Genomic DNA, 18479 nt, shown 5'->3' with positions numbered 1-18479 from the left:
TAAATGCTAATCACTAAAACAAAACTTAATGGATAAACAACTACGATAAATCTCAGATCAATCTCATATCAACAGACCAAAAATTAACCGGAAGCCTCTCACCGCTTCCGGTTTAAAATAGGTCAGGCAGCACAAGATGTCGAAGCCCTGGGCTGCATTTTATTAACCCAATCTTATTCAAAAATATGAAATTAACTTTTCTTTACAACGCCGTATGCGCAATACGGGGGTAAAGTGCAAATTCTTATTAGTATTGAAACTCACCACTATACTGTTGCTTGTTGGCGTGTTGCACTTATCCGCAGCAAGTTATTCTCAAACGGTAACCATATCCGGTAAAAATAAGAGCCTTGAATCGGTTTTTAAGGATATAAAACAACAAACAGGTTATTTGTTTTTTTACAGCGAAAAAGTGAATATAAAAGGCAAAACAGTGGATGCCGATTTTCATGACACGCAGCTTGTTGACGTGCTCAGCGCCTGTCTTAAAAACTTCGATCTGAGTTTTACTATTGTATCTAAAACCATCGTAATCCAAAATAAAATACCTGAACCGAGGACGGAACCGGTTACTATCAACAAGGTTTCGGTGAGTGGCCGTGTGTTGGATTCGGTAAGTAAAACCACCTTACCGGGCGTAAATATTGCCGTTAAGGGGGTAGGGGAGTAATAGGCCAAACCAATGATAAGGGGGAGTTTAATGTACAGGCAGATGCAGGGCAAACATTAATATTCTCATTTATGGGCTACAAATCGGCGGAAGTTAAGGTGGTAGCAGGCCAATCGATTGTAGTGAGGCTTTTGCCTGATATTAATAACATTAAAGACATTGTGGTAACCGGTTACCAGGTTATCAAAAAAGATAATTATACCGGTAATGCTATCACAGTAAGTGGTGCCGATCTGAAGCGTAATAATCCGCAAAACGTGATCAAAAGCATAGCCTCGTTTGATCCGTCGTTTAAAGTACTTGATAATAACTTTATCGGTTCGGATCCAAACAAGCTGCCAAAGATCAACGTAAGGGGCGCCACAGCTATCCCTTCCATCAATGATAAAATACTTGACCGTAACAATCTTTCAAGCAATTATAACCTGCCGGCCTTTATCCTTGATGGCTTTGAAGTATCGCTTCAAAAAGTAGTTGACCTGGATATTAACCGGATCGAATCGGTTACCTTATTGAAAGATGGTGCAGCTACCGCGGTTTATGGTTCAAGGGCAGCCAACGGTGTAATGGTGATCACTACCAAAGCGCCTGTTGCAGGAAAGCTGCAGTTATCATACAATTATGAGCTTACTTTCAATGGCCCCGATCTGTCCGACTATCACGTGCTTAACGCAAAACAAAAGGTAGCTTACGAGCAGCTTGTTGGTTTATATGATACAAAGACATCTACCAGTGGTGATACCAAACAGGACGAGCTTGATGCCCAGTTGTTCACGCGGCTAAAAAATGTAGCTAGCGGTGTTAATACTTATTGGTTGTCGCAGCCTTTACGAAATGCCTATCAGCAAAAACATTCGGTATACGCGCAGGGCGGCGATCAGTCATTCAGGTATGGTATCGATTTGCGTTACCAGACACAGCCTGGGGTTATGAAAGGCTCGGATAATACCCGGTACAGCGGCGGTGTAAATTTTACCTATAATCCAAGCTCAAAACTTATCATCAGGAATGATTTGACCATTACGCAGGTTAATCAGGCCAATTCTCCATATGGTGATTTTTCGACATATGTAAACGCCAACCCATATTTCCCGATAAGGGACAGCACAGGCAGATTGGTGCAGGAGCTTGCCAACTGGCGTGTAAATACTTTTCGCGAGGGAAAAGATCAATACATTACCGAAAATGTATTTAATCCCTTGTATGAAGCCAGCCTGAGCAGCTTTGATAAATTGGCATATACGGAGATCCTGGAGTCGTTTTCAGTCGATTATAAATTATCAAAAAGTTTGCGTTTGAGGGCATTAATGAGCGTAAATAAAACCGGCACAACATCTGATAAATACGTGTCACCGTTAAGCAGTGTTTTTTACAATTTTGCCGCCGATCAGGCGAATAACAAAGGAACCTACGATTATGGTACCAATGCCAGCCTTAACCTCGACGGTAACGTAACCATCGGCTATAACAAGCAACTGGGCGATCATTATTTCAACCTTGTGTTAGGTGCCAATATTTTAGCGTCAAAGGCTGATGTTAAAACATTTTCGGCCCAGGGTTTTTCAAACGACAGGTTCACCAATATAGGTTTTGCCCGCATTTATAAAGAAAACTCAGGCCCTTATGGCGATGTAACCAGGTCAAGAACGGCCGGCGCTTTCTTTTCGGGTAACTACGCGTTTCAAAACAAATATCTCTTAGATGCATCCGTAAGGGTTGATGGTTCATCGACTTTTGGCGCCGACAGGCGTTATGCTCCTTTCGGCTCGTTAGGTATCGGCTGGAACATTCATAAGGAAAGCTTCTTTCGGGGTTCAAATGTAATAAGCCAGTTGCGCCTTAAAGGAAGTATTGCTACCCTTGGTTCTATCAGCTTCCCGGCATACCAATCGCGTTCAATCTACCTGTATGATACACAACACTGGTATTCAACAGGTATTGGCGCTACTATATTAGGCTATGGTAACAGCAACCTGGAGTGGCAAAAAACCCGCACAACCGATGTAGGTATGGACATCGGTTTGTTTAAAGACAGGATCGTTATCTCGCCAAGATACTACTACAAACTTACCAAAGGGTTGATCACCGATATCAACCTTGCGCCATCAACGGGCTTCAGCACTTATAAAGATAACCTTGGCGATATGTCAAACAAAGGTTATGAGCTTTACCTTGTAGCACAGGTTTTTCACGCATCGGACTGGAATATAAACCTGACGGGTAACCTTGCTCACAACGTTAACAAAATAGTAAGGATATCTGATGCCTTGAAGGCATTTAACAGCAATATAGATAACTTCCAAACCAACAAGGACAACAACGCTTTTTCAACGCCGCTAACCCGGTATGTTGAAGGCAAATCATTGAATACCATTTATGCAGTTAAGTCATTGGGTATTGATCCTGAAAACGGCAAAGAGATCCTGGTGAAAAAAGATGGAACCCTAACTTATATATGGGATGTTAAGGATGTGCAGGATGTAGGTAATACTACGCCAAAAGCCGAAGGATTTTTTGGCAGCACGGTATCATACAAAAGGTTTATGCTAAGCTTTAGCTTCCATTACCGTTTTGGCGGGCAGGCCTTTAACCAAACCCTTATTGACAGGGTTGAAAATGCCGACCCTCGCTTTAACGTAGATAGCCGCGTACTGGAGCAAAGGTGGAAACAACCTGGCGACCACACGTTTTTCAAAAACATTACCGACCTCACCGATACCTATGTATCATCACGGTTTATACAAAAAGATAACCTGATCGAACTGCAGTCGCTTTACCTGTCATATGATTTTAAGCCAAATGCCATTCGCCGTTTAGGACTTCAAAATCTGAGGCTGGCAGCCACAGCGAACGATATTTTCAGGGCTTCAACTATTCAGGCAGAACGGGGTATCTATTATCCCTTCGCCCGCAGCTTAACATTTTCATTATTGGGTTCATTTTAACACATAACCATGAAAAGATATTTAATTTTTATAATCCCCTTGCTGATGTTTACATCATGTAAAAAGTTTTTGGATGTACAGCCGGAATCTGATGTAGATAAAGAGCAGTTGTTTAATACCGAAGATGGTTTTGAAGAGACTTTAAATGGTGTTTATTCCAGGTGCACAAAGGCAGACCTGTATGCAGGAAACCTTACGTTCAGCAACCTGGATATCATGGCGCAGAACTATACGTTCTCCAATACCGATTTTCAGAAGATCGCTTCTTTTCAGTATAGCCAAAACATTTTAAAGGATAAAAATAGCCAGATCTGGTCGTCGGTATACAATGCCATTGGCAACTGCAATGAGATACTGCAGGTAATAGATAAGCAAAAGGCTGTATTTTCGGGTAACAACTATGCCATCATTAAAGGCGAGGCACTTGCCCTGCGCGCGTACCTGCATTTTGATCTTTTACGCATGTTTGGGGCTTCGTATAAATCTAACCCAAATGCTAAAGGGATACCTTATGTAACCACAGTAAGCATTAAAAGTACACCGTTTTCATCAGTAGGTGAGGTAATTAACAACGCCATAGTTGATCTGCGTAATGCACGTGCACTTCTGAGTAGTACAGATCCAATTCTTTCACCCGCTTACATTGTCGGATATCCTAATAAAACCTATCCCGACGGCTATGTTGGCCCTAAGCAAACGGAAACAATGGTTAGCAGCTTGTTTTTGCAAAACCGTAGGCACAGGCTTAATTATTATGCAGTGTGCGGTGAACTTGCAAGGGTTTACCTGTATAAAAATGATTATCAAAATGCCCTCTCTAACGCTACCGACGTAATAAATGCCAACAAATTTCCCTGGACACAAAAGGACGATGCCTTTAACAACAATGTTGAGCAAAAAGACAGGGTGTTTTACAACGAACTGGTGTTTGGTTGGTATGCGCCTCAGGCTAATGAAAATAATGCGCTGGTTACCCTGTTCAGCGCGGCTAACGTTGCTCAATATCAGCCAACACCGCTGCAGTTAGATAACATTTATGAAAAGAATACCGTGGGTGCCGAAGACTGGCGCTACAGGCAATGGTTTTTTACAGCCACAGATGTAACCCCAAACCGCAGCTACCTGGTTAAATATTTGGTGAACAGTTCGCCGTTAAAAAATCTGCACCCGCTGATGGCCCCGGGTTTTCGTTTAACAGAAGCATATTACATTGCTGCTGAGGCTATTTATGATAGCAATCCGACCAAGGCAATAGAGTACTTAAATACCGTCCGTACGCACCGCGGCATTATTGATCTGTTGCCCGCTACTTTAGGCAAAACAGCTTTTATCAATGAATTGGTTAAAGACGCCCGGAAAGAGTTTTACGGCGAGAGCCAGATCTTTTATATGTATAAGCGGTTAAATCTTGATATAGTGGCGGCCAGCGGCCAGATCTATCCTGCATCAAACAGCATTTACGTGTTCCCGATCCCCGATGACGAGGCGGCTTACAATAATTGATCCCATACCATTTATAACAATGAAAAGAAAGATATTTTATGTTTTAGTGGTCGTAGCGGCTCTTTTTAGCTGCAAAAAAGACCAATTACTTACGTATGGCTCCAGGGATAACATTTATCTGAATTATAAGAATAAAGACGGCAGCCAGGATACATCGATATTAACCTATTCCTTCGCCTATAATCCTACCCTGGCGCAGGATACCATTTGGGTGCCAATAATTATTTCGGGGCAAAGATCAAAAACTGAAAGGAAGTTTGCGATAACCGTAGTTGACACGGCTACCACGGCCAAATCTGGTTTGCATTATGAAGCGCTTAAGCCATCGTACGCTATGCCTGCTGATTCGGGTACTGTAAAGGTACCGGTGATCATTAAAAACAGCGACCCCGAACTTGCAAATAAGTCTGTAATGCTTACCATTCTTGTTTCGGGTGGTCAGGATTTTAATTCGTCATTGCCTGTGGCATTAAGGACACGATCTATCCTCTATTCGTCGCGTTTGGAGCAGCCGGCATGGTGGATTTACTGGATGGGTAACCTGGGCCCTTATAGCAGGATAAAACACCAGTTGTTCCTGATCTCTTCGGGCACTACCGATCTGGTTGATATGTCAAAACCGAACGCTTATCTGCAGATTCCGCGTACACTGTATTATATAGATAACGTGAGGACCTTTATTAATGATCCGTTTGCATGGGTAGCAAGATACCCGGAAAAAGGTTATGTGCTTACCAAAAGGGCCGATGGAAGCAACGATTATGATTTTTATAGTTCTTCTTCGCCCGGTAAGAAGTTTTACCTCAAGTATTATGCGCAGGCAGGTAAGTACTTTTTTGTTGATGAAAATGGTCAGCAGGTTATTATCAATTAAACACTTAGGTCATGAAATTTAAATCGATAGCTCTATTGGCGCTCATAATGGTATTTTATACTTCATGTAAAAAAGACCTGGGCAATTATGTATACTCGCCACCTTCCGAGCCGGTAGTTACCGGCATTAATAACGCCACATTTGCAGCCCTGCTGGGCGATACGCTCACCATAAACCCCAAGGTTACTTTGGCCGGTGCGGATCCCTTAAAGGATCTTGATTTTGAATGGCACATCACCGTACAAGAAGAACTCCGGGAAGCAGTTTACAAAGGCTACCCTTTGAAAATGGTCTACAATTTAGGCCCCGGCGACCGCGCATGTAAGCTTACAATTACCGACAAACGGAACGGATTATTTTATACGTTCCCTTTCAAAATTACAGGTACGACCCAGTTTTCGGCAGGTATTTTGGTGTTGAGTAACGATAATGGGGTTACCAAACTATCATTTGTAAAACCCGATAAAACGGTGTTGGGCGATATTTATAAATCACTTAATAAAGGCGATTTGCCTATCAATCCGGTTCAATTGTACTATTCAAAACCACTCCCTTATCAACCCAATACCAAAGAGGAATATTGGGTGCTAAGCAACGATCCTAATAAAAGCGGGGTGGTGCTTGATGCCAGTACTTTATTAAAACGAACGGATTTTGCAGCGCAGTTCTTCTCGCCGCCGGCCGTCATCAATGCGGGTTATCTGGAACCATTTTTAGGCCCCGTACAAATGGGAACAGTGCCAACGGGGGTTATCAATGGTAAGCTATATGTAGGTGTATCCTCAACAGCTCCTTTTGCTGATGACTACGGCAAATTTGCCAACGAACAGGGCGGTGATTACACCATGTCTAAATATTTTACACATGGAAGCTCGTTTTTTATCGGTTACAATCTTAAAGGAAAAGCCTTTATTACCTTCGGGGCCGATGGTACTTACTCTGGCACCAATTACCAGATTGATACCGCAAGCACTGGCTTTGACCCTAAAAATGTAGGATACGATAATTTGTTGTTCATGAAACCTACAGAAGGTGGCCCTTCCTATGCTTTCTTTAAAACAGCGACAGGTACCATAACCGAACTAAGTTTTAGCTACCCTATGGGCGATGACCGGACATTTAAAGGGCTGGGCAAACGCACATTTAAAGGCAGCGCCTTAATTGATGATAATACCAAATGGGTGGTGAATAGCTTAAATGTGTTTTATTTTTCATCAAAAGGGAAAATTTACCGCTATAACCCAATTAATGAAGATATAAGACAGCTCGACGCAGACTTTGGCGGTAAAAAGGTATCCATGATGAAGATCAGTTTGGATGACAACACCCTTACTGTTGGCGCAGACGGGGCAGTTTATACACTTGACGTAAGTGTTTCTAAAACCGGTAATATCACCAAAACAATAACCGGTATACCGGGCGAACCGGTTGACATTGTGAGCAGATAAAAAACTAACTAATCAAAACCACATAAAAGATTAACCAACAGCATGAATGATTTTTGTGTTTTTGGCCGCAGTCATGACATTAACAAGAGCGTTTCATCCTTGAAAAGTATAACGTAACCTGTCGACTCGATGTATAACATATAAAGAAATGAAAAAACTACTAAACTTAATTTTGAGCATGGCTGCGTTGAACGCCGCCGGCCAAACTAACCAGTTCGCTATTAATGGGCAGATTGGCAATCTCAACGGTCAGAAAGTTTATTTAAGCTTTATGACAGACGGCAAGGGGCATGAAGATTCGACCACATTAGTTAACGGCGCTTTTCATTTCACAGGTAGGATGAACTCATACAGTTCTGTACGCCTTGCACTTGATCATAAAGGCGCCGGCCGGGAGATTGCCACCCATGGCGGCGATATTCTCTACTTTAATTTTTCTAATGAAACGCTTAATATAGTTTCTAAAGATTCCCTGGCAAACGCCCAGATGAGCGGATCCAAAACATATGATGAATATTCGGCTTATGTGAAAGCTGTAGGACCGATGCCATGGGACATCGATCATATTTCTAATGCTGAAATTGCGGCAGCGCCCGAGTTGGTGAATGATACCGCATTTACCAATTCGGTTGCCCGCCATCACTATAAAATGATTGCCGATTTTCAGCGCAAAAATCTCGATTTTGCCAAAACGCACCCCGATTCGTTCTTTGCACCGGTAGCGCTGTTCGGCACTGCATCTAATGAAAAAACGGTTACAGTAGCCGAACAGGTGTTCAAAACCTTCAGTCCGGCAATCCAGGCAACTGATAATGGTAAAACTATCAAAGAATTTATTGATGCACATTACCGTTTAAAAATAGGTGGCCCGGCGCCGGTTTTTACTCAGGTCAACCCTGCTGGCAAACGCTTATCGTTAGCCGATTATAAAGGTAAAATCGTTTTGGTCGATTTTTGGGCAAGTTGGTGTTCACCTTGTCGTCAGGAAATCCCAAATCTGTTAAGCCAGTATAAAATGTACAAGGATAAAGGGTTCGAAATCCTTTCGGTATCGCTTGACAACAGCCGTGACAAATGGCTGAAAGCTCTGCAACAGGAGGGTATGACATGGCCGCAGGTTAGCGACTTGAATGGCAACAACAACAGCGTTGCCCGTCTTTATGGCGTTTCGGCTATACCTGCTACATTCCTGGTAGACCGCGACGGCAAACTTATTAGCACAAATCTGCGCGGGGAAGACCTCAATAAGAAACTTGCCGAACTTTTTAATTAAGCAGGTATGAAAAAGATCATTTTGGCTTTTCTGCTTTGTGTTATGTTTAGCGTAGCCTCTTGGGGTGATGTAATAAAACATAGAGTTGGCAAAATGGCACTCCATGTTTTATATGTAGGATATGATCCCGCAAAACCTAAGCCCGAACATATTACTTACTACAGCACAGCCGCGGGCGCGGTAGATGAGGCCTGGAAAACCCGTATGGCCGATTTTAAAACTTTTTAGAAACGCGCTTTGACAAAGTTGAAGTTGTGGATGTGAGGGATTACGATGCCTCGATGTCTGCCAATGTCGACGTAACAATTGCCGATGCGGGGCCGATAAAATTACCTGCCAATTTTGACAGGCCTATTATTTTGATGCATCAGCTGGCTCCCGATGTGGGCATGCCGATAGGACTTAAGTTTGATTGGTATTGTCAGTGTTTGGAAGACGATGCGCTGAACATCAAAACCAGTCATGTCATATTTAATACACCTGTAAAAGTGAAGTTAACTTTAGTTAACAGGCCTACGCCGGGTTCTTTTTTTAACGGCTTTCAGGGAGCAACTACCCCGAAGGAACTGCCTATGTGGAAGGTGATCAAAGAGGATCCTGCAGCTAAGGATAAATACATTATCGGCATGGTGGCACATGGCGAGGGATTTAACGATTCGCCGGATGCCGAAGCTATAAGTGGCGGTGTTTGCTTAAAAAATGCTGAAGCAGTAGCGTTAGGCCGTCAGGGTAATTATTTTATGTGGGGCTTTTCTGCTTCGCCAAATCATATGACCGATGAAGCTAAAGATGTATTTGTGAACACAGTTTGCTACATCAAAAAGTTTGATCACCAGGCGCCCATCATGAAAAAAGTACAAATTGAAAACCGTGAGTGGGTAAATGAAATGATTTACCGTAGCGATAAAGCGTTATATCAAAAAACGCTGATAGCCCGGAAAGAAGGTAACGCCCGCTTGCTAAAAATGCAGCAGGAACTTAAAGATCGTAAAGCCAAAGGCGAGGATATTGGTAAAGGTAACGAGGCGTTTTTAAAGATGCCCGTATCCGATGATGTACAAAGTTTTGATGAATATCTTAAAAGCTGGACCGGCAGCGGCATGTATGATGCTTTTGGTACTAACGTAGAGGCCTATCATAAGTACTATCGGGATAACCTCGAGTATTTTTATCCGGTTGATGCTTACTCGTTACAGGTGGATGAGGATGCAAAGAAGCTGGGGATCTCTAACCGCAAAATCGAGCTGCTTGAAAAATGTATCAATATGCTTGAGAAAGGAGAGGAGCCTGCCCTGGCCCAAAGGGTATTGGAAAGATATACCACCGAAAAATTCACATCTGCCAAAGAATGGCGTGAATGGCTAACCAAAAACAAGCCCAACTTTTATTATACAGAAGCCGGCGGGTTTAAGTTTATGGTGAATACCTACAAAACAGAAACAGCGGCAATTGTGCCCGTATCAACCGGCAACATTAAAACTGCCAATGCTGCAACTATCCCAACCCGTACCGATCCGGTGACGGTGAGCGCAACATTGATTAATGAAGCAAACGGAAAAAAGCAGGTAGTTGTTAAGGCTGAGATTTTGCAAGGCTGGCATATTTACGCCTATGTACCTAAAGACAGCCCTTTTATTACTACACAACCTATTATTGAGTTGCCCGAAGGTGTAACAAGCGGCGAGTGGCAAGCATCGGCCGGGGTACCATTTACCGGTGGCGAAGGCATGTTTGTTTGGGAGGGCATTGCAACATTTAAAACGGAAATAAGCGCAGCCTCATTAAAACCCGGCGTTGTAATTAAATGCGGGCTTTATTACCAGGTTTGTGATAACAACAAATGTTTTCCGCCTAAAAGAAAAATAATTGAAATACAGGTTTTATAATCAAGCCCAATGAAAATAAACTTTAAAAGGTTGCTGTTGGTAACACCCGTAGCGCTTGCCCTAAGCACCGGATGGAAGGCGGATGGAAATGCTTCATCATTAAAAAAGCAGGATACTGTTACAGCAAGTCAAAATTTAATAGCTGGAAAACCTTTGCCGGCTTTTACGTTACAAACTGCCGATGGCAACTTCATCAAATCACCGTTGGTTAAGGGTAAAGTGGTGCTGCTTGATTTTTGGGCCTCGTGGTGTATGCCGTGCAGGGCGGCTATTCCGCACCTTAAGGAGTTATATAAACAATACCACGCTAAAGGATTCGAGATAGTTAGTATTTCAATTGATCAAAACAATAAAGCCTGGAAAAACGCCATGCTTAAAGAAGCAATGCCCTGGCAACAGGGAATAGATAAATATGAGGATGGCAAAGATACATCAGTGATGATGAATGCTTTGGGTATCCAGTCGGTACCCTTTGCAATTGTGCTTGATGCTGAGGGGAATGTGATTTTAATAAATCCCACTTCCTCTGATATCGATATACAGCTCAAAAAGATCTTTAACAATTAAGAAATTATAAGGATAGCACTGGCTATCATAAAGACAGTCCCGGTAGGACGTTTTCCATCAGTTTTAGTTTAATTTCCGGAGAGCCGGTTTTGATACCGGCTCTTTTTACATCGGCAGATACCCTAAACAGCAGCGTTTGGACAACGCTACGGTTCAATTATAATGTATAATGACAAAACGGTTTTTATTATTTTTTTCCTGCAGTGCTTATGGAACCTGCAGGTTACTAACGCGCAAAATGTTGATAAGCGGATACAAAAGCCCGGAGCTACGCAACTACATGACAATATAAAAACTGCGATAAAAAAAGGTTATGCTGCCAGTGTATTGATGTGGGAATATGACACTTTACAGTATAGCCGGATGAGTGCGCAGTTTAGTGGTGTTGTAGTCTCCAACGGAGGAGAGATCTTAAGCGCAGCACATGTGGTAATGCCCGGCAAAACCTATCAGGTAATATTTCCCGATGGGAAAATGTGCCTGGCCCGTGGTTTGGGCCGTATTACCATTGCACCAACATTTATGCTGCCGGATGCTGCCATGCTCAAAATAATCCAAAAAGGGGATTGGCCGTTTGTCGAAATGGGCTGGTATTCGGATGTCAAAATCAACCAGCCATGTATTAGCATTGCTTACCCGGAAAGCATGGAACAACGCAAACCTGATGTAAGGTTTGGACATATCACTAATTTAAATAACAAGTATGGTTTTATGGAATCAACTTGCGTGATGGAGCCGGGAGATTCGGGCGGCCCCCTGTTTGATCTGTCTGGCCGTTTGATCGGAATCCATAGCGGCATCGAGCAGTCGGAGGATGTTAATTATGAAATCCCCGTAGATACCTATCGTAAATATTATACAGCACTAACCCGTTTAGAGAATTATACTTCCCTGCCTTTGGATACAAATGTAGTTTCAAAAAATCAGCCGGCCAATAATTTTCCGGCAGCTGAAAATCCAGATAAGTATTTTAAAAGTGTGAACAAGCGTTTTAAAACAACTTGTGTAAATATTAAGAGTGTTATTGATGGTAAGGAACAGATTATAGCAGGGACCATTTTTTCTTTAGATGATGTCAATGTAAAAACCGCTTTCAAAAATTCAGATATCATTTTGACTAAAAGTTCAATGATTGGCGAGGAACCTTTTATTACATTATCGGGCGGCAAGACTGTTAAGGCAAATATTATCAGACGAGACAGAATTAATGACCTTGTGATATTATTGCCCGTTTCAAAGTTAGGGAAGGAAGGTATCAGGCTTGGAATGTTATTGGCAGATACACTTAGTAATAACGATTTGGGTAGTTTTTTGATTTCTCTTCGCGCTGATTCTCCGTATTGTAGTAGTGTTTTGGGAAGCGTTGGCGTAAGCTTGCCAAAAAAACCAGCTACGGCTATTTGGGAGCTGTTGCCCGGCAAAAGGGACAGACGTTATTATTTACTTTTATTCAGCCCAACAGCGCGGCTGAGGCTGCCGGACTAATAACCGGCGATGAGCTTTTAGCAATTGATGACAAAACTGTAAATGACGAACTGGATATGTTTAAAGCCCTTCAAAAATTCCGCGCCGGAGATACTACTTTAATAACAATCAATCATAAGGGAGAAAAGTTAATAAAAAAAGTCGCCCTAAAATATCCAACCCAAAAAATTACCAATCATCCGGCCGACCACTTCATAGGGGGAAAAGCATTCGAAAAGATGGGTTTGGGAATGTATTTGTTCATGATGCAAGAATAAAACCGTGGGAGTGCGGAGGGGCCGTATTTGATATCACCGGAAAGTTTTTGGGCATTAATATAGCAAGATTGAGCAGAACAAGCACAATTACGATACCAGCCGTCGCAGTAAATCAATTTATAGTAACTGCCATTAACGACAGCAAAGAGGGTAATTAATTATCCGTACAAGAGTCCATTCGCATTGCTGCAGGTTCTTTCGGCCTACTTTAGATCTTGCTAACTCATTCAGAACCGTTGCTTTCGGATAACCAAATCTAGTTCGGAAGATGAACCGTACAGAGCAGGAAATTGAAAGCCTATTTAGCATTTTCGATCAGCTTCATTGCTTCTGTAATATCCTTTGAAGCCGTTATGTCATTTGTCTTATCCCGTGCTTCTTTAACCGCTTTTAAATATTTGATAATATATGGAGCTGCACCGTCTTTTTTGTAGGTTATTCCCATATACTTGAGCTCGGCAATTCCTTGTCGAACATATTCCGGATTCTTCAAACTTTCTATCATTCTGGAGAATTTTTCGGTCAGATGAATTTGTTCCTGCAAGGTTCCGTTAACATAGCGCTGATAAACATAAGGCCATTTGGCATCTCCTCCACTTGCTGCATACACCCTGACAATAGCTTGCGTCAAGTCGCCTATATTATCATCCTCAAATCTGGCCGCAAATTTCAGAGCGGCAACGGGATCGACCTCATTGATTCCAATAAGCCCCGCCGCGTCAACCTGGTAGGAAGGACTCGATAGGGCTTTTTTGAAAATCTCCATATACTTAAGGTTTTTTAAGCTGCCGAGTATTCTTAATGCATAAGTTTTCACTAAAGTGTTGTCATCATTTTTTGCCAGTTCCATTACTCGCGGCAGAGTGATGTCTTTTAGGTCTTTATCCAGAGTCATAAAGTCTTTTTTATCGCTGGCCAACGTTTCCAGGGCTTTGAGGCGTAAACCAGAGAATTTGTCGTTTAATGCGGCAAAGATTACTTTTTGAGCGCCTTTATCCCCTTGATTATTTCCAGAGACTTCAAGGGCTTCGTACCGGTCAAGATATAAAGGGGCGTTGAAGTACTGGAAAACAAATTGCTCCAAAGTTTTGTGATCAGTTTTTTGAGCCACCAGTACTTTATCCGCGTCAACATTGACCAGGTTTGGTTTGGCAATCAATTTAAGGGAAAGGGTATCAGCCTTTGCATTCAGCCAAATTTTATGGCGTTCTGTTTTGCCGTTAATGTAAATATCAATCGCTATTGGCAGTTTAAAAACTTGCCCATCTTGTTTCTGAGCGATGTAAACATATTCTGTTTTAGCGGATTCATCCCAGTGGTAGCTGATGTCCAAAACCGGGTGCCCGGCATTATAGTACCATTGGTTGAAAAACCAGTTCAGGTCAAGTCCGCAGGCCTGTTCCATGGCCAGCCGTAACTGCTGTGCTTCGGCACTTTTAAAAGAGTTTGATGTCAGGTAAATATTCAGTCCCCTATAAAAAGCCTCATTGCCAAGGTAATTACGAAGCATGTTGAGGATACGTCCACCTTTTTGATAGGTTACCCCATTAAAGGCATCATGTATAGCCTGGTAATGAAAGTTGACCAGCGGTATTTTAGCGTTGTCAGGATTGCTAAGATAGCCCTGTAATCCGTTTTGTAAATGTTCGTCAGCGGCATCTTTCCCATATTTATGTTCCAGCCACAGAATCTCTCCGAGGTCGGCAAATGATTCATTTAAAGTTATATTGCTCCAGCTTTCGCAAGTCACATAGTCACCAAACCATTGATGGAATAATTCATGCTCCACACCCGAACTGTAATATTGATCCAATAATTCGCGCCGGGTGCTTTGACTGCCGAAAACATTGGCGGTTGTGTTTTCCATGGCACCGCTGACGTAATCGCGCACCACAATGGCGGCATATTTATTCCAGGGGTAGTCAACGCCGGTAATTTTTGAGAAGAAACTTATGGCCTCCGGCACATCTCCAAACATATCCCTTGCATAAGAAGCATATTGCGGTTCAATATAATAGTTCACTTCTTTACCGTGCCAATGATCATGGTAAATTTTAAAATCACCTACTGCCATCATAAACAAATAAGGGGAATTGGGCAATTCCATTTTCCAGGTGTCGGTACGTGTACCGTCGTTGTTTTTCTTTTGCGAGGCGAGCCTGCCGTTGGATAGCGTGACATATTTAGCCTGTACGGTCATGCTGATCTCGGAAGTAGTCTTTTGATTAGGCTTATCGATTGTGGGAAACCAGCCGGAGGAGCTTTCTGGTTCCCCTTCGGTCCAGATCTCAATCGGCTTATTCTTTTCGGTACCATCCGGGTTAATAAAATATAATCCTTTCTCATTGTTGCGAAGCCCTTTGCGTTCATTAGGTTTAGCGGTGTAATTAATAAAAACGGTATAGGTCTCAGAACTATTATAAGTCCTGTTGAGCCTGATCGCCAAGCTAAGGCTATCGTAAGTAAACTTCAGCGGGCTTATCTTGCCACCTGCCAGGATCCCTATGGTGTGGATAGCCATCCCTTTCGCATCGAGCCTCAACGAATCCGTTGGATAAAAATGAGGCTTTATAGTAACCCATTCTTTACCATATAAATAGCGCTTTTTATAGTCAAAGCGTACATCTAGTTTGGTATGGACCAAATCATTTACCCTCGCCGGGCTTTGACGATAATTGTTGTCCTGGGCTAATGAGCAACGTACCATTGTCAGCAAAAAAACTCCGGATAATAAAAGGATATAGTATATTTTCATGTCCTACTGAATAATTAGGGTCAATATACAATATTTATAGTACTATTTATAACATAGTACTATAAATTTAAATTATCGGTTTTTGTCATCCCTCACCTTATCGCTCTTCTTTTGGGTCATGAGGAAAAGTTGTGGGATTAAAAGGTTAAGCATAGATTTTAGCTAATCTGAATAAGAAGAAAGTAGTATCCCTAACACCTCTTGAAGTAGCTCTGAAAGCTTTTATTTTCGCATTAAAAGATTCGGCAGAGGCATTTGTGCTCCTGTTATCAAAGAAATTCAGGATAGATTCATAATGTTGATGAACAGATCTTGCGACGGTCTTAAATGCATCAATTGCGGCATCCTCCACATGATTATACCATAGCGCTAATCTTTTAAAGGCGATTTGCTTGCTTTTGCAGATGGTGAATATATTACCCAATCCTATAGCCAGTTTATAAGCTTTGAGCAGTTCCGGGTATCGTGGAAAAAGCAGATCGGCTCTTTCTTTTTGTGCGGCAGTCCACCTGGACTCATGCTTAAACAACAGGTAGCGGCTTCTGGCAAGCAATTGTTTTAGTGTATCGCCATTGCTGAATAGCTCAGGCTGATAAGATTGCTTGTTTTGCCTGGCTTGTTCAATTGCCCTGCTTTCTGCATCCAGCGCTTCCCACCGATATTTTATACGAGCTTCCTGTAGTGCATCATATGCTAATTTTTGCACATGGAACCTGTCGATCACACGGCTCGCATTGCTAAAACACCTGCGGATAGCTTTGATCATGTTTGCCGCCATATCCATCGTCACTTCTTTTACTTTATTCCTTTTACGCAGCGGTATGCGTTCGATAACTTTTATGATCTGCTCCGTTTGTGTGCCCCTTAGCATAGCTACAATTGCCTTCTTGCCACCTTTAGCTTCCTTATTGGTGATAATGGTATAGAGTTCACCATTGCTCAATGTTGTTTAGTCTATGCTTAGCGATGACCCTATATTTTGTTCAAACAGCATCCATTCATCTGCATGTTCTTTTTGATCCCAGCTATGAAAATCGCTCAGAAAGTCTTTGTATTGCTGCTGTAGCTGTTTGCCATCAACTGTATAAAGCCGCCCTAACAAATGACAGCTGATCGGGTTATTATCCAAATATACCTTTTAAAAAAGTGCCGAATTCCGTTGTCATTCGCGCTCCTTTTCTAACTAAGTTCCAGTCCCTTGTGATGATCTCACCACTTGCTTTAACTTCCCATCTGCGCCTTTTAATGCAAAGAGCTACTTTGTGGCCCCGGATAGGAAAATCCTGGATAGCTGTCTCCGGTAAGAATCCTTTCGACTCAAGTTGTTGCTTGTCATAACCTGCTGGCGGAAGATTCTTTTCCTCAAGGTAAATGTCCAATTGGCCGTTCTCAGAGGAAAGGACATCAGTAAGTTCAAAGTATTCCAAAAGCCCTTCGGGCAAGATAAGACGGACAAGGGTTTCGTATGCAGCTGACAAGTGTGGACGTTTTTATTTCTGCCTGCAAAGCAACCATTTTTTTATTCCCCCACAATTTTTCTGCTTGATCCTGAATCGATGGTAATTTTGAGCATTTGATATAAAAACAAAAAGCCTGCAAATCATTTGATTTGCAGGCTTCTAAATACTTTGATATTAAAATCAGCGGAGAGTTAGGGATTCGAACCCCAGGAACCTTTCACAGTTCAACAGTTTTCAAGACTGCCGCAATCGACCACTCTGCCAACTCTCCGGGGACAAAAGTACAAATCCGGGGCGAATTGCCAAATTTCAATTTCACTTTTTTTGATTTAATTAAATAATCTATATAATCTATTGATTAATAATAAGTTAATTTTTTGACTGGTCGGTCTTTTTTGCCCGAAAAGTGTTAAATCTGGGTTTTACAATACGGATTGTACGCTTGGAAAGCTCTACGGACGCATTTAATTCGAACCCGATTATCAAAATTAATGAGTTTATATACATCCAGATCATCACAACGATGAGCGTACCAATGGATCCGTAAACTTTATTGTACGACGAGAAATTGTTGATATAATAGGAAAAGCCCAGTGAAGTTAAAACTGCCAGTGCCGTAGCCAGTATGGAGCCAGGGTTAATAAAATTCCATTTCTTTTTATGTGCAGGAGCGTAGCGGTATAAACAGCCTATGGTCACAAAAATAATTACTACAATAATTATCCACCTGAAAAGCATCACCGGGTAAACCCAGAAGTGATTTTCGGAGGCCACATGCGACTGGATGAACCGGATAATGGATTGCCCCAGGATGAGTATGGAAATGGCTAGTAATAACGCGAAGCTTATAGCTACGGTGATTCCTGTTGCTACCAGGCGCCTTTTGAGCCAGCTCCGCTTATCCTCAATTAATGAGGATTTATTAAAGGCCTTCATAAGATTAATAACCCCGTTAGTTGCAAAATACAAGGTTGTTAGGAAACCGAATGAAAGGAGCTTGCCGTTTTGATTGCTTACAATATCAAAAAGGGTTTCTCTGAACGCCATATAGGCATTTGTAGGCATTACAGAGGCCAGCACCATCATCAGGTTGCCTTTAAAATGTTTTATGGGCACGTAGGGGATAAGCGTGAACAAAAAAATAGTAGCCGGAAAAACGGCGAGCATAAAACTATAGGCTAGTGCATAGGCCCGGTTAATAAGCGAGTTATTGGTGATTTCCTTTACAAAAAAATCAATAACGGTGTATAGTGGCAACGGCCTGAAACCCGGAATGATGACAGACTTCGTCCACTCGATGATGTACCTGTAAAACGTAAACCGGATTAAAAAGCGGTGCAGCCATTTCATTTATAC

At 42.1% G+C, this 18479-nt stretch carries 16 protein-coding genes and 1 tRNA gene; 11 read left to right on the top strand and 6 right to left on the bottom strand.

The features are described from left to right. Window positions 1-253: 253 nt before the first annotated feature. The 11 genes from ACQ86K_RS14325 to ACQ86K_RS14275 all read left to right on the top strand — a co-directional run bounded on the left by ACQ86K_RS14325 (window position 254) and on the right by ACQ86K_RS14275 (window position 12908). Window positions 254-670, top strand: coding sequence for a hypothetical protein (locus tag ACQ86K_RS14325; protein WP_431200588.1), 417 nt, complete (start codon window positions 254-256; stop codon window positions 668-670). Next, window positions 670-3615, top strand: coding sequence for a SusC/RagA family TonB-linked outer membrane protein (locus ACQ86K_RS14320; RefSeq protein ID WP_431200852.1), 2946 nt, complete (start codon window positions 670-672; stop codon window positions 3613-3615). Before ACQ86K_RS14325 ends, ACQ86K_RS14320 begins: the two co-directional genes overlap by 1 nt. 9 nt (window positions 3616-3624) lie before the next feature. After that, window positions 3625-5118, top strand: a complete 1494-nt coding sequence (locus ACQ86K_RS14315; RefSeq protein ID WP_091164398.1) for a RagB/SusD family nutrient uptake outer membrane protein — start codon at window positions 3625-3627, stop codon at window positions 5116-5118. A gap of 19 nt (window positions 5119-5137) precedes the next feature. Further along, window positions 5138-5992: a DUF4843 domain-containing protein gene (locus tag ACQ86K_RS14310; protein ID WP_176844404.1), complete on the top strand. Its 855-nt coding sequence runs from the start codon at window positions 5138-5140 to the stop codon at window positions 5990-5992. 11 nt (window positions 5993-6003) lie between these two features. Next, the gene (locus ACQ86K_RS14305; RefSeq protein ID WP_091164408.1) at window positions 6004-7440 is read left to right on the top strand and encodes a PKD-like family lipoprotein; all 1437 of its coding nucleotides are present in this window, start codon (window positions 6004-6006) and stop codon (window positions 7438-7440) included. A gap of 148 nt (window positions 7441-7588) precedes the next feature. After that, entirely contained in the window at window positions 7589-8713 is a 1125-nt protein-coding gene (locus tag ACQ86K_RS14300) for a TlpA disulfide reductase family protein (protein WP_091164411.1), read from the top strand. A 6-nt stretch (window positions 8714-8719) separates the two neighbouring features. Further along, window positions 8720-8941 carry a hypothetical protein gene (locus ACQ86K_RS14295; RefSeq protein ID WP_431200587.1) on the top strand — a complete coding sequence of 74 codons (222 nt, stop codon included), beginning with the start codon at window positions 8720-8722 and terminating at the stop codon, window positions 8939-8941. A gap of 32 nt (window positions 8942-8973) precedes the next feature. Next, window positions 8974-10599 (top strand): protein-disulfide reductase DsbD domain-containing protein, encoded by a 1626-nt coding sequence (locus ACQ86K_RS14290; protein WP_431200586.1) that lies wholly within the window; start codon window positions 8974-8976, stop codon window positions 10597-10599. A 9-nt stretch (window positions 10600-10608) separates the two neighbouring features. Beyond that, window positions 10609-11166 (top strand): TlpA family protein disulfide reductase, encoded by a 558-nt coding sequence (locus ACQ86K_RS14285; protein WP_091164417.1) that lies wholly within the window; start codon window positions 10609-10611, stop codon window positions 11164-11166. A gap of 162 nt (window positions 11167-11328) precedes the next feature. Then, a complete protein-coding gene (locus tag ACQ86K_RS14280) occupies window positions 11329-12651 on the top strand; it encodes a S1 family peptidase (RefSeq protein ID WP_431200585.1) in 1323 nt (440 codons plus the stop codon). Continuing rightward, on the top strand, window positions 12567-12908 hold the full coding sequence (locus tag ACQ86K_RS14275; protein ID WP_431200584.1) for a PDZ domain-containing protein: 342 nt from the start codon (window positions 12567-12569) through the stop codon (window positions 12906-12908). The genes ACQ86K_RS14280 and ACQ86K_RS14275 overlap by 85 nt, the downstream gene beginning before the upstream one ends. A gap of 298 nt (window positions 12909-13206) precedes the next feature. Here the strand turns inward: ACQ86K_RS14275 and ACQ86K_RS14270 are convergent, their stop codons facing one another. The 6 genes from ACQ86K_RS14270 to ACQ86K_RS14245 form a co-directional block, all read right to left on the bottom strand. Further along, window positions 13207-15663 (bottom strand): M1 family metallopeptidase, encoded by a 2457-nt coding sequence (locus ACQ86K_RS14270; protein ID WP_218134380.1) that lies wholly within the window; start codon window positions 15661-15663, stop codon window positions 13207-13209. Between the two features lie 145 nt (window positions 15664-15808). Beyond that, a complete protein-coding gene (locus tag ACQ86K_RS14265; RefSeq protein ID WP_256337374.1) occupies window positions 15809-16606 on the bottom strand; it encodes an ISAon1 family transposase in 798 nt (265 codons plus the stop codon). Between the two features lie 6 nt (window positions 16607-16612). After that, window positions 16613-16792: a hypothetical protein gene (locus ACQ86K_RS14260; RefSeq protein ID WP_256337375.1), complete on the bottom strand. Its 180-nt coding sequence runs from the start codon at window positions 16790-16792 to the stop codon at window positions 16613-16615. Next, entirely contained in the window at window positions 16785-17141 is a 357-nt protein-coding gene (locus ACQ86K_RS14255) for an ISAon1 family transposase N-terminal region protein (protein ID WP_091164422.1), read from the bottom strand. The genes ACQ86K_RS14260 and ACQ86K_RS14255 overlap by 8 nt, the downstream gene beginning before the upstream one ends. Window positions 17142-17307: 166 nt before the next feature. Beyond that, window positions 17308-17394: transfer RNA gene (locus ACQ86K_RS14250), tRNA-Ser, on the bottom strand. 98 nt (window positions 17395-17492) lie between these two features. Beyond that, window positions 17493-18473, bottom strand: coding sequence for a YihY/virulence factor BrkB family protein (locus ACQ86K_RS14245; RefSeq protein ID WP_091164424.1), 981 nt, complete (start codon window positions 18471-18473; stop codon window positions 17493-17495). Window positions 18474-18479 lie beyond the last annotated feature (6 nt).

The organism is Mucilaginibacter sp. P19 (genome assembly GCF_050632265.1).
Taxonomy (GTDB): Bacteria; Bacteroidota; Bacteroidia; order Sphingobacteriales; family Sphingobacteriaceae; genus Mucilaginibacter; species Mucilaginibacter gossypii.
Note: the sequence above shows the minus strand (reverse complement) of the source record. Positions and strands in the feature narration are given on the sequence as shown.

Coding starts and splice junctions, on each gene's coding strand:
- ACQ86K_RS14315 (WP_091164398.1), top strand. CDS start 3,625: ATGAAAAGATATTTAATTTTTATAATCCCCTTGCTGATGTTTACATCA.
- ACQ86K_RS14310 (WP_176844404.1), top strand. CDS start 5,138: ATGAAAAGAAAGATATTTTATGTTTTAGTGGTCGTAGCGGCTCTTTTT.
- ACQ86K_RS14305 (WP_091164408.1), top strand. CDS start 6,004: ATGAAATTTAAATCGATAGCTCTATTGGCGCTCATAATGGTATTTTAT.
- ACQ86K_RS14300 (WP_091164411.1), top strand. CDS start 7,589: ATGAAAAAACTACTAAACTTAATTTTGAGCATGGCTGCGTTGAACGCC.
- ACQ86K_RS14295 (WP_431200587.1), top strand. CDS start 8,720: ATGAAAAAGATCATTTTGGCTTTTCTGCTTTGTGTTATGTTTAGCGTA.
- ACQ86K_RS14285 (WP_091164417.1), top strand. CDS start 10,609: ATGAAAATAAACTTTAAAAGGTTGCTGTTGGTAACACCCGTAGCGCTT.
- ACQ86K_RS14280 (WP_431200585.1), top strand. CDS start 11,329: ATGTATAATGACAAAACGGTTTTTATTATTTTTTTCCTGCAGTGCTTA.
- ACQ86K_RS14270 (WP_218134380.1), bottom strand. CDS start 15,663: ATGAAAATATACTATATCCTTTTATTATCCGGAGTTTTTTTGCTGACA.
- ACQ86K_RS14245 (WP_091164424.1), bottom strand. CDS start 18,473: ATGAAATGGCTGCACCGCTTTTTAATCCGGTTTACGTTTTACAGGTAC.